The 26,509-nt window shown below is 46.9% G+C and carries 21 protein-coding genes; 9 read left to right on the top strand and 12 right to left on the bottom strand.

The annotated features are described in order from the left end of the window. Window positions 1–22 precede the first annotated feature (22 nt). On the bottom strand, window positions 23–1,099 hold the full coding sequence (gene mnmA, locus IX315_RS01200) for a tRNA 2-thiouridine(34) synthase MnmA (protein ID WP_134849791.1): 1,077 nt from the start codon (window positions 1,097–1,099) through the stop codon (window positions 23–25). A 5-nt stretch (window positions 1,100–1,104) separates the two neighbouring features. After that, on the bottom strand, window positions 1,105–3,159 hold the full coding sequence (metG, locus tag IX315_RS01195; RefSeq protein WP_134849792.1) for a methionine--tRNA ligase: 2,055 nt from the start codon (window positions 3,157–3,159) through the stop codon (window positions 1,105–1,107). Window positions 3,160–3,938: 779 nt separating this feature from the next. On the opposite strand from metG, the gene IX315_RS01190 reads away from it, so the two are divergent. Genes IX315_RS01190 through IX315_RS01150 form a run of 9 tightly spaced genes read left to right on the top strand, consistent with a single transcriptional unit; the run spans window position 3,939 to window position 16,830 of the window. After that, window positions 3,939–6,179, top strand: a complete 2,241-nt coding sequence (locus tag IX315_RS01190) for a TonB-dependent receptor family protein (RefSeq protein ID WP_211642096.1) — start codon at window positions 3,939–3,941, stop codon at window positions 6,177–6,179. 28 nt (window positions 6,180–6,207) lie between these two features. After that, window positions 6,208–9,582 carry a SusC/RagA family TonB-linked outer membrane protein gene (locus IX315_RS01185; protein ID WP_211642098.1) on the top strand — a complete coding sequence of 1,125 codons (3,375 nt, stop codon included), beginning with the start codon at window positions 6,208–6,210 and terminating at the stop codon, window positions 9,580–9,582. A 12-nt stretch (window positions 9,583–9,594) separates the two neighbouring features. Next, window positions 9,595–11,106: a RagB/SusD family nutrient uptake outer membrane protein gene (locus IX315_RS01180; protein WP_018357508.1), complete on the top strand. Its 1,512-nt coding sequence runs from the start codon at window positions 9,595–9,597 to the stop codon at window positions 11,104–11,106. Between the two features lie 23 nt (window positions 11,107–11,129). After that, window positions 11,130–12,125 carry a putative zinc-binding metallopeptidase gene (locus IX315_RS01175; RefSeq protein WP_167620634.1) on the top strand — a complete coding sequence of 332 codons (996 nt, stop codon included), beginning with the start codon at window positions 11,130–11,132 and terminating at the stop codon, window positions 12,123–12,125. Next, window positions 12,122–13,138 carry a DUF4302 domain-containing protein gene (locus IX315_RS01170; RefSeq protein WP_018357510.1) on the top strand — a complete coding sequence of 339 codons (1,017 nt, stop codon included), beginning with the start codon at window positions 12,122–12,124 and terminating at the stop codon, window positions 13,136–13,138. Before IX315_RS01175 ends, IX315_RS01170 begins: the two co-directional genes overlap by 4 nt. A gap of 23 nt (window positions 13,139–13,161) precedes the next feature. Beyond that, window positions 13,162–13,809, top strand: coding sequence for a hypothetical protein (locus IX315_RS01165; RefSeq protein WP_211831666.1), 648 nt, complete (start codon window positions 13,162–13,164; stop codon window positions 13,807–13,809). 24 nt (window positions 13,810–13,833) lie between these two features. After that, window positions 13,834–15,018, top strand: coding sequence for a DUF4856 domain-containing protein (locus IX315_RS01160; RefSeq protein WP_211635184.1), 1,185 nt, complete (start codon window positions 13,834–13,836; stop codon window positions 15,016–15,018). A gap of 6 nt (window positions 15,019–15,024) precedes the next feature. Further along, window positions 15,025–15,855, top strand: a complete 831-nt coding sequence (locus IX315_RS01155) for a fibronectin type III domain-containing protein (protein ID WP_211635185.1) — start codon at window positions 15,025–15,027, stop codon at window positions 15,853–15,855. Window positions 15,856–15,876: 21 nt separating this feature from the next. Next, window positions 15,877–16,830 (top strand): hypothetical protein, encoded by a 954-nt coding sequence (locus tag IX315_RS01150; protein ID WP_211833365.1) that lies wholly within the window; start codon window positions 15,877–15,879, stop codon window positions 16,828–16,830. Window positions 16,831–17,060: 230 nt separating this feature from the next. On the opposite strand, the gene IX315_RS01145 is transcribed toward IX315_RS01150, so the two are convergent. The 10 genes from IX315_RS01145 to IX315_RS01100 form a co-directional block, all read right to left on the bottom strand. Beyond that, the gene (locus IX315_RS01145; RefSeq protein ID WP_211635187.1) at window positions 17,061–18,173 is read right to left on the bottom strand and encodes a type II toxin-antitoxin system HipA family toxin; all 1,113 of its coding nucleotides are present in this window, start codon (window positions 18,171–18,173) and stop codon (window positions 17,061–17,063) included. Continuing rightward, window positions 18,160–18,474, bottom strand: coding sequence for a helix-turn-helix domain-containing protein (locus IX315_RS01140; RefSeq protein WP_018357516.1), 315 nt, complete (start codon window positions 18,472–18,474; stop codon window positions 18,160–18,162). The genes IX315_RS01145 and IX315_RS01140 overlap by 14 nt, the downstream gene beginning before the upstream one ends. Before the next feature lie 285 nt (window positions 18,475–18,759). Then, the gene (gene trxB, locus IX315_RS01135) at window positions 18,760–19,707 is read right to left on the bottom strand and encodes a thioredoxin-disulfide reductase (protein WP_134849961.1); all 948 of its coding nucleotides are present in this window, start codon (window positions 19,705–19,707) and stop codon (window positions 18,760–18,762) included. Between the two features lie 29 nt (window positions 19,708–19,736). Further along, complete coding sequence (locus IX315_RS01130) at window positions 19,737–20,354, bottom strand: LolA-like protein (protein ID WP_018357518.1); 618 nt, start codon at window positions 20,352–20,354, stop codon at window positions 19,737–19,739. A gap of 6 nt (window positions 20,355–20,360) precedes the next feature. Further along, entirely contained in the window at window positions 20,361–22,919 is a 2,559-nt protein-coding gene (locus tag IX315_RS01125; protein ID WP_211635188.1) for an FtsK/SpoIIIE family DNA translocase, read from the bottom strand. Window positions 22,920–23,111: 192 nt separating this feature from the next. Next, a complete protein-coding gene (locus IX315_RS01120) occupies window positions 23,112–23,669 on the bottom strand; it encodes a 2-oxoacid:ferredoxin oxidoreductase subunit gamma family protein (RefSeq protein WP_211635189.1) in 558 nt (185 codons plus the stop codon). A gap of 27 nt (window positions 23,670–23,696) precedes the next feature. Next, window positions 23,697–24,494: a thiamine pyrophosphate-dependent enzyme gene (locus IX315_RS01115; RefSeq protein WP_018357521.1), complete on the bottom strand. Its 798-nt coding sequence runs from the start codon at window positions 24,492–24,494 to the stop codon at window positions 23,697–23,699. A 20-nt stretch (window positions 24,495–24,514) separates the two neighbouring features. Beyond that, on the bottom strand, window positions 24,515–24,727 hold the full coding sequence (locus IX315_RS01110) for a hypothetical protein (RefSeq protein ID WP_018357522.1): 213 nt from the start codon (window positions 24,725–24,727) through the stop codon (window positions 24,515–24,517). Window positions 24,728–24,749: 22 nt separating this feature from the next. Further along, complete coding sequence (locus tag IX315_RS01105; protein WP_211635191.1) at window positions 24,750–25,829, bottom strand: 3-methyl-2-oxobutanoate dehydrogenase subunit VorB; 1,080 nt, start codon at window positions 25,827–25,829, stop codon at window positions 24,750–24,752. A 24-nt stretch (window positions 25,830–25,853) separates the two neighbouring features. Continuing rightward, entirely contained in the window at window positions 25,854–26,084 is a 231-nt protein-coding gene (locus IX315_RS01100) for a 4Fe-4S binding protein (RefSeq protein WP_083900360.1), read from the bottom strand. Window positions 26,085–26,509 lie beyond the last annotated feature (425 nt).

Raw genomic sequence — 26,509 nt, 5'->3', positions numbered from 1 at the left:
TTTAGTAGGGGCATTACCCTTTTTACTTAGCCAATCTCATTCCTCGGGCAATCACACCCGAACCGTGGCATATCTTATGCTCCACATCGTAGATTGTGCAGAACTGACCAGGAGCGATGCCCTGTATGAGTTCCTCTGAGAAGAGCGTGTATATACCCCCTTCATGGCGCAGTACACCACGGGTAAAATCGGGCGTATGGCGCACCTTAAAAGTCACCTCCTGCTCATTCCCCTCCATTGAGTTCTCAGTAATGAAGTGCATCTCGGGCATCTCCACCACATTACCATACTGAGTCTCCACATCGTAGCCGCGGCTCACAAATAAGGTATTGCTCTCTATATCCTTCCGAATCACGAACCAAGGGCCACCCGATAGCCCCAGTCCCTTGCGCTGACCTATCGTGTGGAACCAATAGCCCCTATGCTCACCCACTACCCTACCCGTCTCTAGCTCTACAATAGCGCCAGGCTGAGTGCCAAGATACTTTTCTATAAACTGGTTGTAGTCTACCTTCCCTAGGAAACAAATCCCTTGACTATCCTTGCGCTTAGCGGTCACAAGATGCTCCATAGAGGCGATACGCCGAACCTCGCTCTTAGGGAGTTCCCCAAGAGGAAAATGCGCCTTGACCAGCTGAGGATAGGTAATCTGTGCAAGGAAGTCGGTCTGGTCTTTCAGCGCATCTACAGCGGTAGCTAAGTAGTGCTTATCCCCTACGATGCGCTTGCTGGCATAGTGCCCAGTGGCTATCTGGTCGTAGTCACGCCCAGCATACTCATTGAAATACCCAAACTTGATGATGCGGTTACATAGCATATCGGGATGGGGCGTACGCCCTGCCCTTACCGTATCTATGATATACTGTACCACATAGTCCCAGTACTCACGGTGTAGGTTGATTACCTCCAGAGGACGTCCATAATGGCGAGCCAACCAGCGCACCATCTCCATATCCTCTTCGCTCGGACAGTCTTCAAACCCCTCTTCGTCCGCTCCTATGTAAATGTAGAAGAGGTCGGGCTCCTCGCCCCGCTCCATCATCAGATGGAGCGCAACGGAGCTATCGACACCGCCAGAGAGGAGTAGTGCTCTTTTCATCTCGCTTACGAAACCTTGCTGCCTGGCTTCACCTCCTTGCTCGTAGTGAGCACAGAGAGCGAACCATCGCCCTCCATCACAGAGAGAATCATCCCTTGGCTCACGATACCACGCATCTTACGAGGCGCGAGGTTTGCCACAAATATCACCTGACGCTCCACAAGCGCTTCTGGCTCATAGTGCTTGGCAAGTCCTGAAATAATCGTACGCTCTCCAAAGCCATCATCCAGCGTAAATTGGAGTAGCTTATCTGTCTTAGGTACCTTAGTACACGCCTTAACTGTAGCCACCCTGAGGTCTATCTTCTCGAAGTCCTCAAAAGGAATCTCCTGAGCAATAGGCATAGGCTTGGCTGCCTTGAGTGCTGCCTCCGCATTGGACTTCTTAATGGCTTCTAGTCTATCCAGCTGAGCTTGGATGACCTCATCCTCTATCTTCTCAAATAGCAATACAGGCTGCTCTAGTTGTTGCCCTGTAGCCAAGAGGTCTGCTCTACCAATACGCTCCCAAGTAACCTCGCCCTCCAGCTGAAGCATAGTACGGAGCTTGCTCATAGAGAATGGCAAGAATGGCTCCATCAAGAGCGATAGATTGGCACTTATCTGTAGTGCGATATTGAGGATAGTACCCACACGCTCTAGATCAGTCTTGGCGAGCTTCCAAGGCTCAGTATCGGCAAGATACTTATTACCCAAGCGAGCCAAGTCCATTGCCCTACGCTGAGCATCACGGATATGGAACTCCTCTAGAAGGCGCTGCACATCGTTACGAATCACAGCTATCTCATCGAGCGTCGCCTGATCGTCCCCCACAAGCCCTGCTATCGCTGGCACCTTGCCCTCGAAGTACTTATGAGTGAGTACAAGAGCTCGATTGATAAAGTTGCCTAGTACTGCTACTAACTCGTTATTATTACGGGCTTGGAAATCGCCCCAAGTAAAGTCATTATCCTTGGTCTCTGGCGCATTTGCGGTGAGCACATAGCGTAGTACATCCTGCTTCCCGGGGAAATCCTTGAGGTACTCATGTAGCCAAACCGCCCAGTTGCGACTGGTAGAAATCTTATCGCCCTCGAGGTTGAGGAACTCATTACTTGGCACATTATCAGGAAGGATATAGCTACCCTCAGCATGTAGCATAGATGGGAAGACGATGCAGTGGAATACAATATTATCCTTACCGATAAAGTGGATAAGGCGGGTCTCCTTATCTTTCCACCAAGTCTCCCATGTCTCTGGTAAAGCCTCACGAGTATTGGAGATATAGCCAATAGGCGCATCAAACCATACATAAAGTACCTTCCCCTCAGCACCCTCAGCAGGCACAGGAATACCCCAGTCTAGGTCACGAGTAACTGCTCTAGGTTGCAAGCCTAGGTCGAGCCAGCTCTTGCACTGACCATATACATTGGGGCGCCATTCCTTGTGCCCCTCTAGGATCCACTCCCTCAACCAGCTTTCGTACGTCCCAAGAGGGAGATACCAGTGCTTAGTTTTCCTCATAACAAGGGGGGAACCACTAATCGCAGACTTAGGATTGATAAGATCGGTAGCATTGAGTGACGAACCACACTTCTCGCACTGATCACCGTAGGCATTTTCATTACCACAGATAGGACAAGTACCAGTAATATAACGGTCAGCGAGGAATTGCCCTGCCTCTTCATCATAATACTGCTCCGTCTCTTGCTCTATAAACTTACCCTCCTCATTGAGCTTACGGAAGAAGTCGCTCGCAGTCTCCCTGTGCATCTTGCTAGAGGTACGAGAGTAGACATCAAAGGCAATACCGAACTCTTCGAACGACTCCTTGATTAGCGTGTGATACCTATCCACAATATCCTGAGGGGTCACCCCCTCTTTCATAGCCTTGATAGTAATAGGCACCCCATGCTCATCCGAGCCACCCACAAAAAATACCTCCTCGCCCCTTTGCCTAAGGTAGCGCACGTATATATCGGCAGGTACATATACACCCGCTAAGTGACCGATATGCACAGGGCCATTGGCGTAGGGCAATGCCGTAGTCACCAAAGTCCGCTTAAATCCTTCCTTACTCATAATAAGTATATCATCTTGAAATTATTTCCTAGCTGCAAATTTACTAAAAACATTGTACAGCTATACACGCCAATGCCACCATGGCAGTAGTGGGATCCCGCAAAGGGATAGGGGAGGAAAGGGAGCTAGGTAAAAACCATAAAACTGAGCCTATTCTGAACGCTCTCCCTTCAAGCATACTCGCAACACAAATAGCACGTAACCACATCCTAAGCGGTTCATAGACATGCAGGAAACCTTACTGCACAACACGAGATAGAGCAACCACCAAAATCCGCTCAGGGGAGCACTTGTCTTGGCTCGCGAAAGCACCCAAATTTATTCCTAGGAATAAATTTATTTTTCTCTAGGAATAAAAATATTTATCTGTACAAATAAATTTATTTATTCCTAGGAATAAATTTCGCTACTCTGGCGAGCCATATGATGTGCGCTAGCTACTAGCATTTGGGTGTATACTATGTGGCATGTAGCAGACCCAAGCTAGGTAACACTCATTTTAACGATTGCTATAGGAATGGGAGTACACAATGAAAGGATCAGAGTGCAAAAATACCTAATAGTAGGTAGAAAATTCCGGTTAAATACCCTAAATGTTGTGATCATTCGAGGCATCCTATTTGGGTACCTTTGTGCTCGATAAATCATAGACTTTTGGCTCGAGATGTGTGTAGTGCCGATTACCACGCGTGTGGTATACTTGAGCGAAGGGTTTAGGTTACTCATTTAAGATTTCAAAACAATAAGCGCTGAGGACTAAGGTTTTCGGACCTACTACAATGAAACGATTGCAGTTATTACTCTCCCTATGTGCTGTGGCTATGGTGCCACACACTCTTCTAGCCCAACACAAGACAGAGGCTGAGCCCGACACCACTTATATGCTCAAAGACTTTGTCGTGGTATCACGACCTCTTCTGGGCAGTAAGTTCCAAGCACGTCATCGCACAGGTTCTGCCTACTTCTTATCTCCAAGAGAGATACAGAAACTGGGCTACACCGATGTGATACGTATGCTACGCTCCGTCCCCGGGGTAAATATGTATGAGGAGGATGGCTATGGCCTTCGCCCTAATATTAGTCTGCGTGGTACCACAGCAGAGCGAAGCGAGCGTGTCTCTATCATGGAGGATGGTGTCCTGGCAGCCCCAGCGCCCTACTCTTCGCCTGCCGCCTATTACTTCCCTAATGCAGCGCGTATGCACGCAGTAGAAGTGCTCAAGGGTAGTAGCCAAGTGCAGTATGGTCCTTTCACTACTGGTGGGGCTATCAATATGGTCTCTACCCCTATCCCTCAGAGTTTTGGGGGAAAGGTATCGCTATCCTATGGTAGTAATAATACGCTGAAGGGTCATGTAAATATGGGTAATCGCTCTACCCACTTCGGGTATCTTGTAGAATACCTAAGGCACCAATCGGATGGCTATCGACAGTTTGCCAATGGCAACAAACTCGGATTTCACCGCAATGATGTGCTCGCCAAGCTACTCTTTAATACCGATAGAGATTCTGAGGGAATCCAACATGCACTCGAACTAAAGTGGGGGTATGCCGACGAGTACTCGCATGAGAGCTACGTGGGTCTTACAGAGTCCGACTTTGGTCTCACCCCCTATCTCCGCTATCCTGGCTCTAGGATGGATAATATGAAGTCGAGATACACACAGTCGGTAGCCACCTATCTACTGGAGTTTACGCCTAATCTCAAGGTCACCACACAAGCTTATTACAATACTTTTCACCGTAATTGGTACAAGCTCAATGACGTGCGTGTAGGTGCTTCCAAGGGCGAGAAGCGAGGTATAGACGCTGTCCTTGCCGACCCTGAGACCAATGCCCTCTACTATGATATCCTATCAGGTAGAAGGGATTATGAGGGTGAAGCACTAATGGCACGTGCCAATAATAGGGGCTATAAGTCGAGAGGTATACAGACCCGTGTAGAGTACAACTTTAGTCTGGGGAGTGTATACAACAACCTAGAGGGTGCGGTACGCTTGCATGCCGATGAGGAGGATAGGTTTCAGTGGGATGATGGTTACGCTATCAAGGGCGGAGAGGTATCGTTATTTTATCCAGGGATACCTGGCACCCAGGCCAATAGAGTGACCTCAGCCCGAGCTATTGCAGCCTATATCCTCAATAAAGTAAGATGGGAAAAGCTAACCGTAACAGCCGGTTTGCGATACGAGGATGTGGCGCTACTCAAGAAAGACTATACCTCTGCCGACCTTCGCCGTACAGGAGGGGTACGTATCGAGACCCGCAATAGTGCAAAAGCAATTATCCCAAGCCTTGGTGTGAGCTACGATCCCCTGAAGTGGCTCTCCCTATTTTCAGGCGTGCACAAGGGCTTTGCGCCTCCTAGTGCTGTCCTCTACCAGAAGCCTGAGAGTAGTGTCAATATAGAGGTGGGCACTCGTCTCAATACATCGCTCATAAAGGCCGAGGTTATTGGTTTCTACAATGATTATAGCAATATGTTAGGAAGCGACCTATCGGCCGCCGGTGGACAAGGTACGCTCGAACAGTTTAATGTAGGCGCTGCGGTGGTCAAGGGGGTAGAGGTATTAGTTCAAGCTCAATTGATTGGCGAGCGTCACGATCTCCGACTTCCCCTGCAGTTCTCCTACACCTACACTGATACCGAGATGAAAAATGAGTTTGAGAGTAGCTCTTGGGGAAGCGTGCACGTGGGCGATGAGATACCCTATATCTATAAGCATGCTCTGAATGTGCAGCTAGGAGCGGAGTACAAGCGTGTGGATGCCACTGTAAGCATGCGCTACAATAGCGATATGCGCACGACCCCTGGGCAAGGTGCCATAGCGCACACGGAGTGTGTGCCAGCGCATACTATTATTGATGCCTCTCTCAACTGGCGCCCTACCGATAAACTTACAATTTCTCTGAATGCCATCAACCTTGCCAATAAGGTGTATATCACCTCGCGTCACCCCTCGGGCGTACGTGCAGGTCATCCACGAGGTATTTTCGGAGGGTTCACATACCATTTTTGATAGTATCACAGCCGCAAAAGTATAGAATATGAATAGCTACAAAATGATAGGGAAACTGCTTGCCCTTACAGTCATCATAATGGTCGGGATACTTCCCTCCCTAGCTCAGCAACCGATGAAGGTAAGGGGCGTAGTGTACACGACTGATAAAGCTCCTTTGCCTGGGGCTACAGTAAAGGTGACTAAGGAGCGAGGAGCAGTGACGAATGCGAAGGGGGAGTTCGAGATAATAGCTCAGAAGGGTGAAGTGCTCGAGGTGAGCTTTGTGGGTATGATTACTCAGAAGGTAAGGATAGCTTCTCAGCACATGACCATAATACTCGAGGAGAATACCACCGTGATAGACGAAGTGGTGGTTACGGGGTATCAGAAGATTAAAAATAGAGTGTATACCGGTGCTGCTACTTCTGTAAAACTACAGGATATTAAGCTCGAAGGTGTGAGCGATGTCTCGCGTATGCTGGAGGGGCGTGTGGCAGGGCTTTCTATACAGAATATCTCGGGGTCGTTTGGCTCCGCACCACGCATTAATATCCGAGGTGGAGCCTCTATTATGGGTAACGTGCAACCTTTGTGGGTAATCGATGGTGCGGTATATGAGGACTTAGTATCGCTTACACTAGATCAATTGGCTTCGGGTGATGCTGTGACGCTGATTAGTTCGGCGGTCGCTGGTCTCAATCCCTCCGATATAGAGGATATACAGGTGCTTAAGGACGCTTCAGCGACCTCTATCTATGGAGCCCGTGCACTCAATGGCGTGCTGGTCATTACCACCAAGTCGGGTAGGCGCAATACGCCCAACAGAGTCTCCTATACCTATGAGCTGAGTACTAGGATGATGCCCAAGTACGCACAGTTTGACCTCCTCAATTCCCAAGAGACCATGTCGGTGTATATGGAGATGGAGAAGAAGGGCTACTTTGGCTTTAGTGACGCTCTCTATGGTAGGCGTAGTGGGGTGTACTATCAGATGTACAAGGCACTGAGTACGATTAATCCCGAGACAGGTACCTTCTATTTGCCGAATACGGAGGAGGCGAAGCTGGCATTCTTAAAGGAGCGCGAGTATGCCAATACCGATTGGTTTAGGGAACTATTCACCTACCGTCCTATCCACAGCCATACCGTGAGCTTTACCTCGGGCGGTGAGCACTCTTCGACCTATGCTTCGGTAGGGTTCTATAACGATAAAGGGTGGACGCGTGCCGATGGTGTGCGCAGGCTTACTGCCCACCTCAAGAATGTATTTCACTGGGGTGATAAGGTCAAGACAACCCTATCGGCACAGGGTAATATGCGCCATCAGAAAGCACCAGGCACGATTACACAAAGGAAGAACGTGGTAATAGGAGCCTTTGAGCGAGATTTCGATATCAACCCCTTCTCCTATGCGGTGGGTACGAGCCGCACACTTTCGCCACGCAATGCCGATGGTTCACTAGCCTACTATCGTAATAATTGGGCGCCATTTAATATCCTCAATGAGTACGACAATAATTATATGCAGACAGATGTCTTGGACTTCAAGGTACAGGGTGAGGTGGAATATACCGTAATGCCCGAACTTAAGCTGACTGCCCTAGGGGTGGTGCGACAGGCGAATACTAGTACCGCGCACTTCATTAAGGAGCGTTCGAATGTAATACAAGCGTTTCGGGCGAATGAGACGCCCGTGGTGGCGCAGCAAAACATCTACCTCCTGAAGGATAAGGACAATCCTTTACTTCAGCCACAAGTGGCACTGTCACACGGTGGTATCTTTAATAAGGTCGAGACTTCGCTAAAGAGCTACTTGGGGCGCTTTGCTGTAGAGTGGGACAAGCGGTATGGGGCACACGATGTGCGAGCTTTCGCCTTTACCGAGGTGCGCTCTACCGATAGGCGCATCAATCCCTTCCAAGGCTATGGCATACAGTATGACAGAGGGAATCAAATCTTTACCGATGCCCGGATCTTCCAGAAGCTGACCAATGAGGGGGAGAGCTACTTCTCTTTGCTCGATACCTATGAGCGCGGGGTCACATTTTCGGGAAGCGCTACCTATGGGTATCAGAATAAGTATATCTTGAATGCCATCCTCAATTACGAGGGATCAAATACGGCAGGGAAGTCTGCTGTATCACGTTGGCTCCCCACTTGGAATATCGGGGCGAAGTGGAATATAGATAGGGAGGAGTTTATGCAGGACTTCACCGCTATATCAGGGCTAGCACTTAGGGCTAGTTATGGTCTTACTGCTAAGATGAACGAGGAGGCAATCAACTCTACAGCGGTGTATAAAAACTTTGTTACCAATAGGTACAATATTGGCGATAGAGAGAACGCACTTAGGATATTACACTTGGAGAATAGGGATCTCACTTGGGAGAAGATGTATGAGCTAAATATAGGAGCCGACCTTAAGCTCTTCGGAGGACGAATCAATACCACTATCGATGTGTACCAACGCAATTCGTTTGACCTCATCGACCTAGTACGTACTTCGGGTGTAGGTGGGCAATACTACAAGTATGCCAACTTCGGAGACATGCGCACAAGAGGGGTAGAGCTTATGATTCACTCTAAGAATATAGATACTGAGGACTTCTCTTGGTCTACAAGCCTCACGCTTAGTGCTATGGACCAGAAGATAACCCGTTTGCTCAATACCCCGAATACTTTCGATATGGTATCGGGTGCTGGAAGAGGTAATATAGTAGACTTCCCTAGAGGGTCGCTCTTCTCTTTCAACTTCCAAGGACTCAGCCGAGATGGTCTCCCTACTTTTGACTTCGGTCTGTATCCCTCCAATAAGAGCGAGTATGCCCACGTGCATGGGGCTGACTTCCTCGATGCTCAGTACTCTAAGACCTACCTCATCTATCACGGTTCAGTAGAGCCTAGGTATATCGGTGGGCTTTCCAACACCTTGAGGTATAAGAGTTGGGAACTATCGTTCTTCATCACCATGCAGGCAGGGAATAAGATTAGGCTCAATCCGACCTTCGACCCCTCCTTCGCAGATCTCAATGTATTCTCCAAGGGATACTATGACCGTTGGCTCAATCCAGGCGACGAGCTGAAGACCGATGTGCCTACCCTCCCATCTCAAGACCTGATACGACAGATAGGCACCGAGAATATTGAGCGTGCCTATAACACCTACAACTACTCTCAGGTACGAGTGGCAGACGGGAGCTTTGTACGTATGAAGAATATATCCCTCGGATACACGCTCCCTCATAGTATTACCGAACAGCTGAAGCTACAGAGTGCTGGTCTAAGGGTAAATATGACCAATCCTTTCCTTATCTATGCCGATAAGAAGCTGAAGAACCAAGACCCTGAGTATTACCGTTCTGGAGGGGTCTCTCTGCCTACACCACGGCAGCTGACTATGACATTGAATGTTTCTTTCTAATCCCCTGCAACTATGCCGATAAAGAAGATATTTATTCTGCTAATAGTAACTATAGCACTCAGCTCTTGCCAGAAGTTCTTGAGCCAAAGCCCCAATTCATCGCTGGATGTGGATATAGATAGTGAGGAAAAGATAGCTGAGCTACTGGCTGGTGCGTATCCCGATGCTAGCTACTTTGCTTTTCTAGAGGCGCGGACCGATAATGTGAGCGAACGTGTCCATGGGTCGCACACGAGGCTCAATGAGGCGATGTACTTCTGGGAGGACTATGACCACGAAGACTTGGATACTCCGCTCAACTACTGGAATGCCTGCTATAGAGGTATAGCCCAAGCCAATAAAGCGCTTGAACTACTGGCCAAGTACCCCAAGAGCGATAGGGTGAAGGCGCTGTATGGAGAGGCGTTTCTATTGCGCGCCTACCTACACTTCATGCTCGTAAATATATGGTCGGAGCCCTATAGTCCTGGTAAGTCGAAAACGGCACTTGGCATCCCCTATAGTATACAGCCGGAAAAGCACGCTTTGGTCACGTATAACCGTGGTACGGTAGCGGAGGTCTATGCTCACATAGAACAGGATCTAAAGAGAGGTATTTCGCTGGTTAATGATCAGTATTACCAGCACCCAAAGTTCCACTTCAATAAGAAGGCTGCGTACGCCTTTGCTAGTCGCTTCTATCTGATGAAGGGGGAATGGAAGACAGTAGTCGCCTATGCCAATTATGTATTGGGTTACGACCCAGGTCAAGTCTTGAGGAGCTGGAAAGGGTATGCGGAGAAACTCTCTAACGACCGAGGGCGCTTATATAGGCTCTACACCAGTACTGAAGAGCCTGCAAACCTTCTGATGACTGCTACTGAGTCGAGATGGGCTAGGAGTATAGCCACAGATAAATACGGTATAACTACTCACGGGATGAGATATATTTTCGATAAGAAGGGTATAGAGAGCTGTAACAGCGCAAAGAACCTCAATATGTATCAATCATATCTCTTCAGGCATAGTACTGCTCCAATAAGTGACGGACAGTATGTGGCAAAGTTCGATGAACTATCGATCTATGGTCATGAAGGGAGCAAGCCCAGGGGACTATACGTAACCAATGTGCTTCTAACTACCGATGAGGTGATGCTCAATAGGATGGAAGCGTATGCAATGTTAGGGGAATACGAGCGCTCTATAGATGATCTCTTGGTCTACCTCCGCTCAAAGTTTGGGATAGATCTCACCTGTGGGCGGACGGATTATACCTGGACAGATAGTAAGAACTACGATATCTACACCCCCTTCTATGGCATGACCATCAAGCAACTAGCGCTCATCAAGATTATCACGGATTTCCGCCAGAAGGAGTTCGTACATGAGGGCATGAGGTGGTTCGATATTCGTCGTTTCTATATGCCGGTAAAGCGAGACTCCAAGAGTGCACTATACAGACCGCTACTCAAGGAGGATCCCCGAAAGCTCCTACAAATCCCTGTGGAGGCTATTAATAGGGGGTTAGAGCCTAATATTCGATAAATCTTATGAAACAATATAAAGGTATGATGATAAAGAATAAAAGACTATTAGGGCTCATACTCTTGAGTGCTCTACTCTCTATTTCTTGTACTAGGGATAAGCTCTCAGAGGTGAGTGCCGTGGAGCAGAATAAGGTGCTACGAAGCCATACGGATCTAGATCAATGGATTAAAGAGACGCTTACATTACCATATGGTATAGAGGTGGTTTATCACTGGGATCGAAATGCGGCTGAGGTGGGAAGCTACACTTACCCGCCCAAAGAGGATAAGGTAAGGGAAGTATTAGAGACTGCCAAGAGGCTCTGGATAGACCTTTACAGCCAAGACACCTTTGGTGGCAGTAAGTATTTGTTTGGCAAAGCTCCTATTAAGCTCTATCTGTATGGTGGGAAGAATATAGACTTTTATGGCTTTGAACACCTTGCTAATAGGGCTGCTACTGGTACGGAAATGCACCTTTATAACGTAAATGACTTCGATGCCAAAGATGAAACTAAGGTATACGCACTTATGAGGAGCGTACATCATCAGTTCGCACATCGACTCTCTGAGCTTTTTCCTTATGATAGGGATGTATTCTTATCCATTAGCTCTCATAGATACCACTACTCTACTGCCGACTACTTAGCTAAGGTGCAGACGACTATTAAAAACCGAAATGATATTTGGAAGATTAGCAAATATGCAAATAGGTATGGCTGCATCACACTAAATGCTTTGTTATCTGCACCGGATGATTTTGCGGAAATGGTAAGTGTATCACTTTTGCATACGCCTCGAGAGCTTAAGCAAGCTCTTAAGAATGCCAATACACCCCCTCCCGGATATGATGAAGAAGAAAAGCAGAAGGTTATGGAGGAGGCTAAGCAAGCACACAAAGAGCTGGCAGAGAAACTAGAGTTTGTCAGGAACTATTACTCAAAAAACCTAGGAGTTAATCTGGTGCAGATGCAACGCTCTGCCCATAAGCTAATGAAGTTGTATACATCCAAGGAAGAAAAAGAAAAAGAATCATGAGATATAAGATTAACATAGTATCTGTGTGGCTTGGGGCATTTTGCTTACTCGGCTCCTGTACACAGCAGTCTGTATTCATTGAGACACCAGCAGAGCGTAGTGCGAAGAGCATATCGGATCTTAGATCAGAGTTGGTGGAAGCACCCTATGGTTGGAAGGTAACCTATTTCTCCAATACAGACTCTCTGCTGTTTGCCAATCCGTTGGAAAAGTTTACCAAAAAAGATTATTCGCAGGATTATGGTGTAGGAGGTCACTACTTTTGGATGAAGTTCGACCCCGAAGGGCGTGTAGAGATGCGGTCAGATTTTGATAGCAAATCGGCTACAACATCAAGTGTGTGTGCCTATGAGCTTAAGCAAGTCTCAGGTGTGCAACTTAGTTTTACTTCGTATGGGTACCTCCATCAGCTGGTCAACGACCTCTACCAGGCTTCGTCCGACTTTCTTTTCCGATTCAAGGATATAGATGATCGCTTGGTCTTCGAAACCCCTATGTATAGTACGAAATCGAAGACATTTATTCGGTTTGAACGGGTGACTTCGCCTGAGGAAATGACACATGCGGTAGAGAAATCGGTGGAGAATAGAAACTGCTTTGAAGGGATGCGTTATCCTCAGCTAAGAATTCACAAAGGAGATCGAGAATACTTTGGGAGTAACTATATAATTGCACAAGAGAGCAACTTTAAAAAATGGCTTAAGCAAAGTAAGGATCGACGCTATCGTGTATTCATATACAATGCAAGTTTGGTCGATGTGCAAATCGAACTGACTGGCTTAGGTTCAGGCTATACAGGTACAGATCGAGGACTATCATTTCGACCAGGAATTAGGTATAGTAAAAATGAAGTCTTCTGCGACTTTGAGCGTGTGGGCGATCACTTCGTATGCGAATTAGTACGTATGTATCATCCTAAGACTCGTAGTTGGCGGTACGTGAGCAAGCATTTGGCTCCCGATGGAGAACCTACCGGAATGATTGCTGAGATCTATGATAATAAGCGCGATTGATATAATACATACTACTGAAGGTAATGAAAAAGAGAGACGGTATAATACTACGACGATGGCTACTACTAATGATACTAGTACCAACGTTGTATGCCTGTAATAAGCAGTGCGAAGAGGTGGAGCCTGAGGATTATGATACACTTTTCCCTTTTACTGGGATAGAGGCTCCTGAACAGATGAATGGTAATATCGTAGTGCGCCCTTGCGACCCCGATTTGGCACTAGAAGCCTATACTTACCCTGGGGAGGAGGATAATCTATCGGGAGAAGAGTATACAATAACCATGAGTTGCTCTTTCGAAGAGAGTGATAGGGATGGTAGCAGGGCAAAGAAACCTCAATCTAAGTATGTGGTATCATATATCAATGAGCATAAGCAGCTAGTACAAGTCGTATGTGACAAGGGAGAAGACTCCAAGAATAATACTAACGCTCCGAAGATGAAGAATTTTGATGAGTATCGTGTAACCTTCAAGGTGCGTTCGGGTTTCCCTCTATACCTTTCTGTAACTGGTTCAGGTCCACGAAATTCACATGTAGAGGCGAAGATAGAGGCTGTCTCTAAAGATGAAGTGGTGGAAGTATTGCCATTGGCTGTGCATTTGTACCAGAACGAGGAGGGAATTTATAGGCTGAAGAACCCTTACTGTGAATTTATGATTTTGCCCTAAGGGGGTGTAATGTATTTCAAACAGATGAATAAGAAGATAAGGTATATTCTAGTGCTAGCGGTATGGGTGCTGGCTGGTGCTTGTGGGCACAAAACGGGAGAGGTTGTGGAGAGTGCTTATGTCTTGCCAATTTCTGCTGAGCCTGAGTATCGCTTCGTACGGAATGGACGAAGCAGTGTAGATATTCAGGAGTGTAAGTTGCTTAGTACGCCTATCAATTATATTTATGAGCAGAAGATGCGCTCAGCCCAAATCCAGACTGAAGAGAGCTATACGGATACTAAAAAGTTATTTACTGAAGGAGAGTTTGGTCTCAAACCTCGTTCCGAGCTTGCAGGTTCGGCTTATGCGCAGCCTTTCAGGTCGGAGGTGCAGAGGTATATGGATGAATTGATAGAGACGAGTGCTCAGTTGTCGGGCTATGGAGCTGAGGTCCCCTATAAGCGTAGGCTCCAAGAGGCGGAAGTAGGAAAAGGGGGGTATGTGGGAGTGAATATCGGAGATAAGAATATAGCTTTTGTAGGGGAGAAAGGATTGGTAGTCGCCGAGCTTTTCAGATTTGGAGTAATGGGAGCTATTTACTTAGATAAGATACTCAATTTACACCTTGATGATGACCTTCTTGCTAATCATACACTCCAAAGCAATCACGATAATTTGGTATTAGGTGCAGGACATAATTATACTGCTCTAGAGCACCACTGGGATTTGGCTTATGGTTATTACAGGTACTGGAGACCTTGGGCTGAGGGGGAGGGTATCCCTGCCCTCCGAAAGAGTAGTGATAGGATCTTTAGGGCTTTTGTGGAAGGACGTATGCTGATGGAAACGTTCCGCTATGATGATATACGTGAGCAGGCTCGGATTATCAGGGAGGAACTAGGTAGAGTAGTAGTGATTAGGGCTATTCATGCTCTCGTAGGAGCCAATACGATGACGAATCTAAGAGAACGACCTAAGTATGCTTTTCAGCTTCTTTCGCAGGGTTATGGACTGATTTATGCTGCGCAGTTTGTGCGAAAAGCCGATGGTTCTCCACTCTTCAAACGGGAGGAGGTACAGGGGCTCCTAGAAGGGATGCGCTCTGGCAATGGACTATGGGATAAGGAAAGGCTATTGGATAGTGCGGAGCGGGAGGGCTCTTTGCTGTGGGCAGCTACTAACCTAGCGAGCAGGATAGGTGTGACGTTGGATGAAATTAAGAAGTAACGAATTATGAGGATAACATATAAATTATTGGGCTTCCTATCGGTGCTCTCATTCTTGGCAAGCCATAGGGCAGAAGCTCACGCAAATCTTATTGCCAATGAGGGATTTGAGGAGTTCTCCTCTTTTTCTCCTAAGCAGTGGAGTATGCCAAATCAGTTGGCATCAATTCAGAACATTGAGGGGAAGAAGAAAGACATGGAGAAGAGGGTAAATGAGGAGTCCTGCTTTACTGTGTCTGATGCTCTTGGTAGAGGAGAACTATATATCCAGCAAGACACTACGTCTAAGCCACTCTTACCACCTACCAAGATTATGATTAAAGATTCTGAGATATTCCAGAGAGAAGCACTCATTACTTGGGATGCATCGGGGGATTCTATCAGGTCGTGGGAAGTATGGGTAAAGAATACCACTGATGATGAATACAAGCTCTATAAGGTGGTAAAGGAGAATAAGTGTATGCTGGAACACCTGATTCCCAACACCTCTATTTCACTTAAGGTACGGACTCTATGTGATGGAAAGATGTCGGATTTTTCTTCGATTGAGACGTTAAAAACTAAGTCTCTTGTTAGAGAACGAACAGATCCTACCCGAACCCCATTTTTGCGTACGATTGAAAAGAGTGGTAAGAGCTCCCGTAGAATCAATGCCTATTTTAATGATATTGCCGCTGATGATGCTGTGATTACTTATACTATAGATGGTAAACCTTTTGAACCAAAGGATAGTTGGATTGTATTTCCTAATAAGGGTACTCATTGGCTCGTAATCATTATAGACGAAAAGGATGGCAATAAGTGGAAGCTCTCTTACAGGGTAAATGTTACTGACTGATATATATATAATATGAGACGTATGACTACTAATAGATTTTATCTGTTTGTGCTTTATATGAGTACTCTGCTGATTGCTTTTTCTGCTTGTAAGCATGAGGTGCTGGTGCCAATAACGGACATTAAAATTGGGGGAGATGAGATGCTAAGTGAAGTAGCGCTTAATCGTCAAGTGGAGCGCAAGATACTACTCTCGGGAGGCTCTGGGAAGTACAAGGTTAATGTCCATAATTCGCGTATAGCTACGGCGTCTATCAGCAAGGATACGCTAAGGATTAAGGGTATACTAGAGGGTGAAACGTTTGCTACGGTTATCTCGCACGATAAGAAGGCGAAGCTTAAAATCAGTGTTGTAGTACCTACTTTGAGTTTTAGCCATAAGGATATAGAGATTTGTCCTAATGATAGAGCCTTTTTTGTAGGATTGACCGGAGGAGGAGAGAATGTGAAGCTCTCTAAGGTTGATTCTGATGAGGTGCTCTTTATGCGGTGGAACGGGGGTACAGGTATCGTGGAGCTGCATGGTTTGAATGAAGGAGAAGTGGATGTTGTAGCTACAGGAGATACTGGCGAGAGCGCCACTCTTCATGTGCGGATAAAACCTGCGGATAAAATAATTTCTCCAGGGGTATACGGTACTGATCGTAAATACTACAGTAGTAACGAAATATTGAGATGTGTTACTATGGTGGAGAAGGCAGGGTTTGGCGTAACATTGCACAATAGCACCCTTCTTTATGGAGGTACTATCTCCTACCAATTTCAGGCATCATCATTACAAATAACACCTCAAATCTTCGATCCTAAGGAGGGAGATATAATCGAACTTGATATCAAAAACTTTGGGAAACCAACTAAAATAAAGGATAATCACTATCACCTTAAAGTTGAAGAAGTTAGAGAAGAGAGTCAAACAGTGGTGTTGCACCACCCTAGATTCAAAGTGCATATCCCCTACTATAAACGCCAAAGGTAGTCGCCAACCGTTACATATGCTCTCTTTGGGCGTTCTCGCCTAACCCCTTGAACTGCCTTCCTAGAGTACGTGACCATTTAATATATACTAACCCACCAGACTAATATATACTAAATAGATTGACTAGTATATATTAAATTGGTGGATTAGTATATATTAAATGGTCATCTACTTTAGGTAGAAAGGTTGTGAGGGATAGGTCGCTAGTTGGGGTACGAGCGAGACAGCGGTTATCGCACTAGCTTCTTTGCCTTCAATCCCTTTAATAGATTAAGAGCAATGGGTTTTACCTCCTGTATGATGTCCATACAGAGGGCGCTACTCATCTGCACCAATTTCCCTGCTTCTATTAAGTCTTCTTCTGTTGGATTCGACTTATAATTCACAGTGGTAGCATGCTGACCAAGAGGGTTTTCGTGCGTCATATCGTAAGCTGGTGCTAACTTCCATCGTCCCTCCTTAAAGAGAAAAGAGAAGTTTCTGGCGTGATCATCGAAGTTTTCCGCATAGTAGTTAAATACCATTCTTCTGAATTGTTGTTCTACCTCCTTATGATCTTGGGTTATGTATCCAGTAAGAGAGAGAAGCGTTTTGTAGTCCATCTTTGGGGGATTAATGCTTTCATCCAATAGACCACTAGCCGTTACCATGTGAATACGATCTCCATCTGGCGAAATATCGAAACGTTCTACGCCGAAAAAGCGATTCTCAAATAATTTGAAGCGAGGGACTATGATTCCCGCTTCTTTCGCCGCCATATTATATTGGTACTCAATAATTCCAGAATCTATTGAGTCATAGGTATGTCTAAATTTAACTAACCAATTACCATCCTCGTTTTTTATGAGTGCCTTAGGGCGTACTCCTCCCGAGTTTCCGCTTTGTACATAGAGCCACCCTGCTTCTTTATCAGTCTTTTCCGACAGTACATCGAGTGCTTTTCTCTGTAAATCGTCAAGACTCATAAGTTTGTTGGGGATATTTATTTCGTTATTAGGAACGTAGCATAGAGCGCCCATACCCGATGCCCCAACAATACTAAGTCTTTGCAAGGGATCTAATGCTTGGTAGCTTACTCCGTATTTGCTCAGTTCTTTTTGAAGGAGATACTCTCCATATCCTCCGGGCATACTATCTTCAAAAACCCCGAAGTTGCCTCGAAAAGGAAGATAGCTCGCCTCGAACAGATTTGAATTTAAGGGCAGCTTAAGAGGTGAGATAGAGAATCCTTCGGTAATCCACTGTTTGTCATATTGGAAAAGACAGGAATGGTTGGCGCCCATGGTTAGTCGTCCCACCAATCTGTCATGATATAGCACACTTATAACATCAATCTTTTTCATCGGTTCCTCTCTGTCTTTCCTTGTTCTTATTGATTCGTACCATATCGTCGAGACTCTCATACTTTGGCTTGCTCATTACCTCTAAGAGTTCTTGGGCATAACCCAAAGCTCTCCCTATTTTTAGAAAACTCGACAAGGAAATCTCTCCTGTGTGCTCAAAGCGCTGTAGCGTAGCGAGTGGCACTCCACTAATTTGGGAAAGCCTCTTTTGGGACATGTTTTTTTCCAGTCTCCGTGCTCGGCAATCTGCCGAAAGGCTTTTCTGTATATCAGATGCCGATATGGGTTCAAATATATACATGCGTAACTACTAATATACTACTTGTTAAAAATGGAATTGGACTTTAGCAACTAAAATAATATGTATTACAAATGTACTATATTCTTATTGAATAACCAACTTACATAGGATTCCCTTGTTCCCTACTAGCTAGAAGGTAAGACAACTAGGGCTGAATGCCATGACGGAAACCAACCCTAGCTTTTCCTCTATGTGCAGGAAATAACTGAGCCAAGAGAGGTTATTCCACAGGGGAAATGTCTCTCTTGGCTCAGTATTATCTATCTGTGTAATGTGTATTGGCGCTTATAGCGGATTTTCTCCTAGCCAACGCTCTGCCGTCATGGCTGCCTTACAGCCACTTGCTGCTGCAGTGATAGCTTGGCGGAAGTGTGGGTCAGCTACGTCACCAGCGGCAAATACACCTGGGATATTGGTATTAGGCATACCGTCCTTGGTGGCGATATAGCCTTGGTTGTCTAGTTCAATCTGACCGTCGAGGAAGCCCACGTTAGGGGTGTGTCCGATAGCTAGGAAGAAGCCGTGTACAGGGATATCGTAGTGGCTCTCGTCTTCCTTGCCTTTGCGCTTGACTAGGTGAACACCCTCTACACCGTTGTCGCCATAGAGACCTTCTGTTTGGTGCTCCCATAGTACCTCTATATTCTCGGCTTTGAGTACGCGCTCCTGCATTACCTTAGAGGCACGAAGCTCGTCGCGACGCACGATTAGGTATACCTTCTTTGCGATAGCCGATAGATATAGAGCCTCTTCACAAGCGGTGTCGCCGCCTCCTACAACGGCAACATCCTTACCACGGTAGAAGAAGCCATCGCAGGTAGCACACCCGCTTACCCCCATGCCCATGTATTTCTTTTCGTCCTCCAAACCTAGATACTTAGCTCTGGCTCCTGTAGCGATGATAACAGACTCTGCCTCCACGGTATATTCGCCGCCATTGACTTCTACATGGAATGGACGCTTGGAGAAGTCTATCTTTGTAACTTCGCCCACGCGCATATCGGTGCCGAAGCGCTCAGCTTGCTTGCGAATATCAAGCATCATGTGTGAGCCGTTGATTCCCTCTGGGTAGCCTGGGAAGTTTTCTACGTCTGTGGTAGTAGTAAGCTGACCGCCTGGCTGCATACCCTCGATAAGCATCGGAGATAAGCTCGCACGTGAGGCATAAATGGCTGCAGTATATCCTGCAGGGCCAGCTCCAATAATCAGCACCTTTGTCTTTAGATTGTCCATTATTATCAATATGTTTTACTGTTGGTATGTTATCTTAAATCTATAACTGATACACCTGGTAATTTGTTTGCATCGTAGCTAAAGAAGCCTTTGCGCTTCATGGCATCGGTAGTTCCCTTTACGAACTTAGTGACTTTGAGGTGGACGGGGAAGGTCATGCCCCTCTGCTTTAGAGTAAGTGTCTGAGGTTCTCCATCCTTGTGGACTACTAGGGTGAGCCACTCTATCTCCTCGCCCTTTGGGGTCTTGGGGACAGCTTTTATCGTGGTTAGTGCTCCGGACTGGCTCTGGGTAAGGGTAAAGGTCTTACTGGAGATACGCTCGAGGTTCAGGAGCGGGTTTAGCTCTTGTAGATCTTCCTGCACTGGATGTGAGAGGTTGACCTCTCTATTCTGTGCGATATACACCCAGAGATTGCCATCTTGGTGCCACGCCTTTAGCTCTTGGCTCTCGAGATAAAAGGCTTTGCCAAGCGCATAGTAGCTGCCTGTGCTAGAGTCGTCACCGATAGTGAGTTGATAGTCTATCTGTAGTCCCTTAGTGGCATTGAGGTGGGCTTTTGCTTTGTTGAGCATAGTTTCCTGTGCCTGTAGTGGTAATACGACTAAGGCGAGGGCTATCAGCGAGAAGTATTTGCACTGTTTCATACGTCGTCAATTGTTTGGGTAGAGTATATTATCTAGCTGCTCTACCGTTGTTACCAATAGTTCTCTCGGCTTATTGCCGTCGGCTGGGCCAATGATGCCTGCATACTCTAGCTGTACCATAAGCCGAGATGCGCGGTTGTACCCTACTCCGAATATCTGTTGGATGTAACTGGCGGCCGGACGTTTATCCGCTACGACACGTCTTGCTACTGACTCGAAGAGCTCGTCTCGGTCATTAGGGTCTAGCTCCCCTGTAGCTAATCCCGCACCAGCACTCCCTTCTGGTAGCACTTCTGGTAGTGGATAAGCCTCTGGGAAGCCCCTCTGTTCGCTGATGAAACGGACAAGGTCATTTACTTCTGGGGTATCTACAAAGGCGGACTGCACACGGGTGAGATCGTTACCCGTAGTGAAGAGACAGTCGCCCCTACCTATGAGGCGATTGGCACCCTGTGCATCGAGGATTATCTTGGAGTCGATACCAGAGGATACTTTGAATGCCAAGCGACCTGGGAAGTTGGCCTTAATCGCACCAGTGATAATAGACGCCATAGGTCTTTGTGTTGCGATAATAGCATGGATACCTACCGCGCGAGCCTTCTGAGCTAGTCTAGTGATAGGCGCTTCTATCTCTTTGCCACCTGTGAGCATGAGGTCGCCATACTCATCAATGATGAGCACGATATAGGGGAGGTACTTGTGCCCTTTCTCGGGATTAAGACGGCGCTGCTTAAACATCTGATTGTACTCCTTAATATTGCGCACATGCGCTTTGGAGAGTAGCTCGTAGCGGTCGTCCATCTCCACACAAAGCGATTCTAGAGTGCCTTGTACGCGTTTGGGCTCGGTGATTATCACTTGCTCCTCACCGGGAAGTTTCGCCATGTAGTGCTTTTCTATAAGACTATAGAGGCTAAACTCTACCATCTTGGGGTCGATCATCACAAACTTGAGTTCGGCAGGATGAAGTTTGTAGAGTAGTGAAGTAATAATGGCGTTGAGCCCAACTGACTTCCCCTGACCAGTGGCACCAGCAACAAGGAGGTGGGGTGTCTTGGCAAGGTCGAAGACGAATACGTCGTTGGTGATTGTGCGCCCTAGCGCTACTGGTAGCGCTGCTGTGCTCTCTGAGAACTTCTTGGAGAGAATTACTGAGCGCATGCTTACAATCTGAGGATTCTTATTGGGGACCTCCATACCTATGGTTCCCTTGCCAGGTATAGGTGCTATGATACGAATGCCCATAGCGGAAAGGCTCATAGAGATATTATCCTCGAGACTACGGATGCGCGAAATGAGGATCCCCTCCTCTGGCACTACCTCGTAGAGGGTAATTGCTGGACCAACAGTGGCATTTATGGACTTGATACCGATTCTAAAGCTCTCTAGAGTGCTGGTGATGAGTCGCTTATTTTCTTCTATCTCTTCTATATCAATCCCGTCTGTCTGTTGGTCGTACTTCTTGAGTAGATCAGCGTGGGGCATCTCGAATCTTGAGAGTTCGAGGCGAGGGTCGTACTCGCCCTGCTCTTCTACAAGCTGCTGTGCTCTTAGCTCAGCTGTGGTTACTTCATCATCCATATTCCGGTTGTCTGTAACCTGAATATCGATGCCATCGGTTGTCCCTTCGACCATGGTGACTGGTCTAGTCGGACGAACTACTATTGGTTCTACTGGGGCTACCTTCTCTTCGTTGAGCGTGATTACTGGCGTGGTAGGCGCTGCCGGTTCGTCGAATAGCTCTTCCTCCTCGCTGTGTGGCACTAGGAGTAGTTCGTCATCATCTGCACTCCCTGTCTCTTTATTTCTAAACCACTTCTTGAAATTCAGCCACGCCCTATTGGGTCGCTTGGCTTGTGGTTCGGCGCCCTGCTCTATACCATCTCGCTTGTGCTGTGCCCAGGTGTTGTACTTACGGCGAATGCTCTTAAAGAATAGGAAGAGCGTAAGGAATAGCACGAGGATAATCAGTAGCCATGTGCCAAATAGCCCTATGCGCATGTATAGCCATTGGTAGATGGTCTCACCTAGGATGCCTCCTGGGTAGAAGAAGAACCAACCAGCAATACCTCTGAAGATTGCGGCAGAGAAGAGGGATAGCCAAAAGGTGGCTATAGCAGAGAAGATAATAATCTTAGGGTAATTGACTCTGGCTGTTCCGAGTAGCCCTACCCCTACCCCTATCAGCATTGCGATGATAGAGAGGATGCCAAAGCCTACCCACTCATTGACCATCTGGTGCATGAGCCCCATGCCTACTACGCCATTCCCGCCCTCCATAGCTTCGGACTGCGCCTCGATAGAAGTAAGATTCTGATCCAGCAAGATACTCTGGTCTGCTGCGCCATTAAGCAAATAGCTGAAGAAAGCGTAGAGCATGAAGATAGCAAACCCCATGAAGAGGGCGCCGATAGTTACTGGAACCATCCGCTCTTTACCGAATAAACCACGAAAGAATCTACTTGTCCGCTCTTTGATAGAGCCTCCCACAGCAACAGGCTGCCCCGAGGAGCGCCCCCGCCTATTCTCTACTGGCTTAGTGCGCCCTTTATTCACCTTGCTCATACTTCACCATTTAATATATTATCCCTGCAAACTTACCAAAAAATGATGACTGCTTTGCCCTCATGTGCCATGGTCTAGGGAGTGTGATATGAATACAATAAGAGACGGCTACGCAGGGCTCCCTAAGGGGGTGCATAGCCGTCTCCTGTTGCTTATTAATAACGCACCTTTAGGGTGCCGTTATCACTTTGCTTACTTTGCTACACGCACGTGCTGGATAATCTCCATACCACGCTGTACAGCCTCCATATTAAGCGGTATCAACTTGTGGTGGCGCTCAGGAAGGGTCTTCTTGAGACCTGCCTCTACAAATGAAGTATCAATCATTGGAGCCACCTTGAGGAGACCTCCAAGTACGATCATATTGAATACCTTGGTATTGTTCATCTTCACGCTCTCGTCAACAGCATCTACACGGTACACGTTGATATCGTCGCGCTCTGGCACATGGCTTACACCGTTGCTATCGTAAATAAGGATACCACCCTTCTTTACCATTGGCATAAACTTGTCCATTGATGGTTGGTTGAGCACAATAGCAACATCGTACTCATTGAGGATTGGCGAACTGATCTGGTTGTCGCTGATGATTACAGTTACATTAGCTGTACCACCGCGCTGCTCTGGACCGTATGAAGGCATCCAACTTACCTCCTTGCCACCCATAAGTCCTGAGTAGGCTAGGATCTTACCCATAGAGAGCACTCCCTGTCCACCAAAACCTGAAATAACTATTTCGTAACTTTTCATAATAATGATTACTCAATTTGTAGGTGATTAGATATCCTTTAGGTCTCCAAGAGGATAAGCTGGGTGCATATTCTCTTCCATCCACTTATTAGAAGCCTCAGGAGTCTTCTTCCATCCGCTATTGCAGGTAGATACTATCTCTATGATAGAGGTCCCCTTGCGAGCCATTGAATTGTCAAAGCCCTTGCGGATTGCCTTCTTAGCCTTACGGATGTTAGCTGGGTTCTGTACACTCTGACGAGTCAGGTAGCATACGCCAGGAAGCTCCTTAAGGAGATTGGTAATGTTCAGTGGGTAACCATTGAGCTCAATATTACGACCATTAGGGCAGGTAGTAGTAGGCATACCTACAAGGGTAGTAGGTGCCATCTGACCACCAGTCATACCGTAGATACCGTTATTGATAAAGATAATAGTGATATTCTCACCACGGTTAGCTGCATGAATAGTCTCAGCAGTACCGATAGCAGCGAGGTCACCGTCGCCCTGATAGGTAAATACTAGGTTGTCTGGAGCTAGTCGCTTTACAGCGGTTGCCAAGGCAGGTGCTCTACCGTGAGCAGCCTCTTGCCAATCGATATCGATATAGTTGTAAGCGAATACACCACAACCTACAGGTGCGATACCTGTGGTGCGATCCTTCATGCCCATCTCCTCCACAATCTCAGCGATGAGCTTGTGAACGACACCGTGGCTACAGCCAGGGCAGTAGTGCATCACCGCATCGGTGAGCAGCTTTGGTCTCTCGTATACTAAGTTCTCAGGCTTGATCAACTGTGATACATCAGCAGTGGTCTCGCCCATGATTTGTTGCTTTTTATCCATGGTTATTCATCTATTTTTGGTCAAATATCTAGTTCGGAAGCTTTCTTCTGGCGTCTCTTGCGGTTGGATACCCATCTCCAAATGTATTGGAATAGCCTTACGGCTACAGCAATACCGCCAAGACGGTAAAACCAAGTGCGATCTTCCACTACAAAGAATAGCACAATCGAAGCTACCGCCAGTAGCATAAATACTACGGTGAGTAGTTGGTCTAAGCTATTATTGTTTCGCATACGCCACAGCCTCCTTCTCTATTTACCAGCCGAAGCTCTTTGCCATAGCGTCCTTGATCTCGCCTGGAGCAAAGATCATACCACCCATACGTCCGTAGTGGTATACAGGCACCTTGCCATCTACAGCTAGGCGTACATCCTCTACCATCTGTCCAGCGTTGAGCTCGACACTGATAAAGCCCTTAGCCTGCTTAGCTAGCTCAGCGATACGCTTGGTTGGGAAAGGCCATAGGGTGATTGGGCGGATGAGACCTACCTTCTTACCCTCAGCACGACAAAGCTCTACCACCTTGGAAGCAATACGGCTACTAGAGCCAAATGCTACAATGATATACTCTGCATCCTCTGTCTGGAACTCCTCATAGCGTACCTCGTTCTCCTCCATCTCCTTGTACTTAGCCTGGAAGCGATGGTTGTTCTCCTCCATCACCTGAGACTGAAGCTCTAGAGAAGTGATGATAGCTCTGTGGTCACCATCGTGACCAATAGCTGCCCATGGATACTTAGCACGAATCTCATCGTCTGTCAGACGTGCTTTTTGCTCTGGGAGCTCTACCTTCTCCATCATCTGACCGATAACACCATCGGAGAGAATCATTACAGGGTTGCGGTACTTGAAGGCAAGGTCGAAACCGATACCTACAAAGTCTGCCATCTCCTGTACTGAGTTAGGAGCAAGGACTAGGAAGTGATAGTCTCCGTGACCACCACCCTTTACAGCCTGGAAGTAGTCTCCCTGGCTAGGCTGGATAGTACCGAGACCAGGACCTCCGCGCATTACGTTGGCTACTACGCAAGGAAGCTCAGCGCCGGCTAGGTAGCTAGCACCCTCCTGCATAAGCGACCAGCCAGGGCTTGAGGTCGTAGTCATTACTTTCTTACCGATACCTGCACCACCATATACCATGTTGATAGATGCGGTCTCACTCTCAGCTTGAAGTACTACCATACCGGTAGTCTTCCAAGGCTCCTCCTCCATAAAACACTCTAGCACCTCGCTCTGAGGAGTGATAGGGTAGCCAAAGTAGCCGTCCGCACCAGCACGGATGGCACCATGTGCAAGGGCTTCGTTGCCCTTCATCAGTTTTACTTCCTTTTTCATATCCTTTTTATTAGGTTGTTTTCTTTACTTCTTAGCCCTGTATACGGTGATACAACCATCTGGGCATACCAAGCCGCAATTACCGCAGCCTATACAGGTGTCGGGGGTTGCCATGTAAGAAAAATGATACCCCTTGTCGTTGATCTCGGTGGGGTGCATTGCCAAAGTACCAGTTGGACAAGCTACGGCGCATAGATTACATCCCTTGCAGCGTACCTGATCCACTACTACCGTGCCTTTAACTGTAGTTGTCATGTGGTTTCAGTTTATGGGTTAAACTTCTAATATATCTCTCGTCACAAATCAGCAGGACTAAGATAGTTCTGCTCTTCAGCCCCAAAGATACACAAAATATCTATAACTAGTAGCTAATATTCTGCCACCTAATTTCTAATTGTAAAATTGGAGTAGTGAAATAGGGTGAGATATGATGAGTTTTATCATAATGTCTACAAGAGAAAATAAGGTTTGTAGCAATTTTATATAGGCAGCACACTGACCCACCTTTAGTCTCCCCCATTACGGTGGGAAGGGAGGGAACTACGCAAATGTGTGTGCTCTATTATTTTTTTTGTGCTAATGGGCACTACCCCGTTGGGGATCAATTCATTCATACCTGTTGACTACGTTTCCCTTGATTGTGATAGCTAAAGCGTTCTCCGTGGCTCGCCTAAGTAGAG

This window comes from Porphyromonas levii (assembly GCF_018206105.1).
GTDB lineage: Bacteria > Bacteroidota > Bacteroidia > Bacteroidales > Porphyromonadaceae > Porphyromonas_A > Porphyromonas_A levii.
This window is presented reverse-complemented; position numbering and strand designations above follow the sequence as displayed.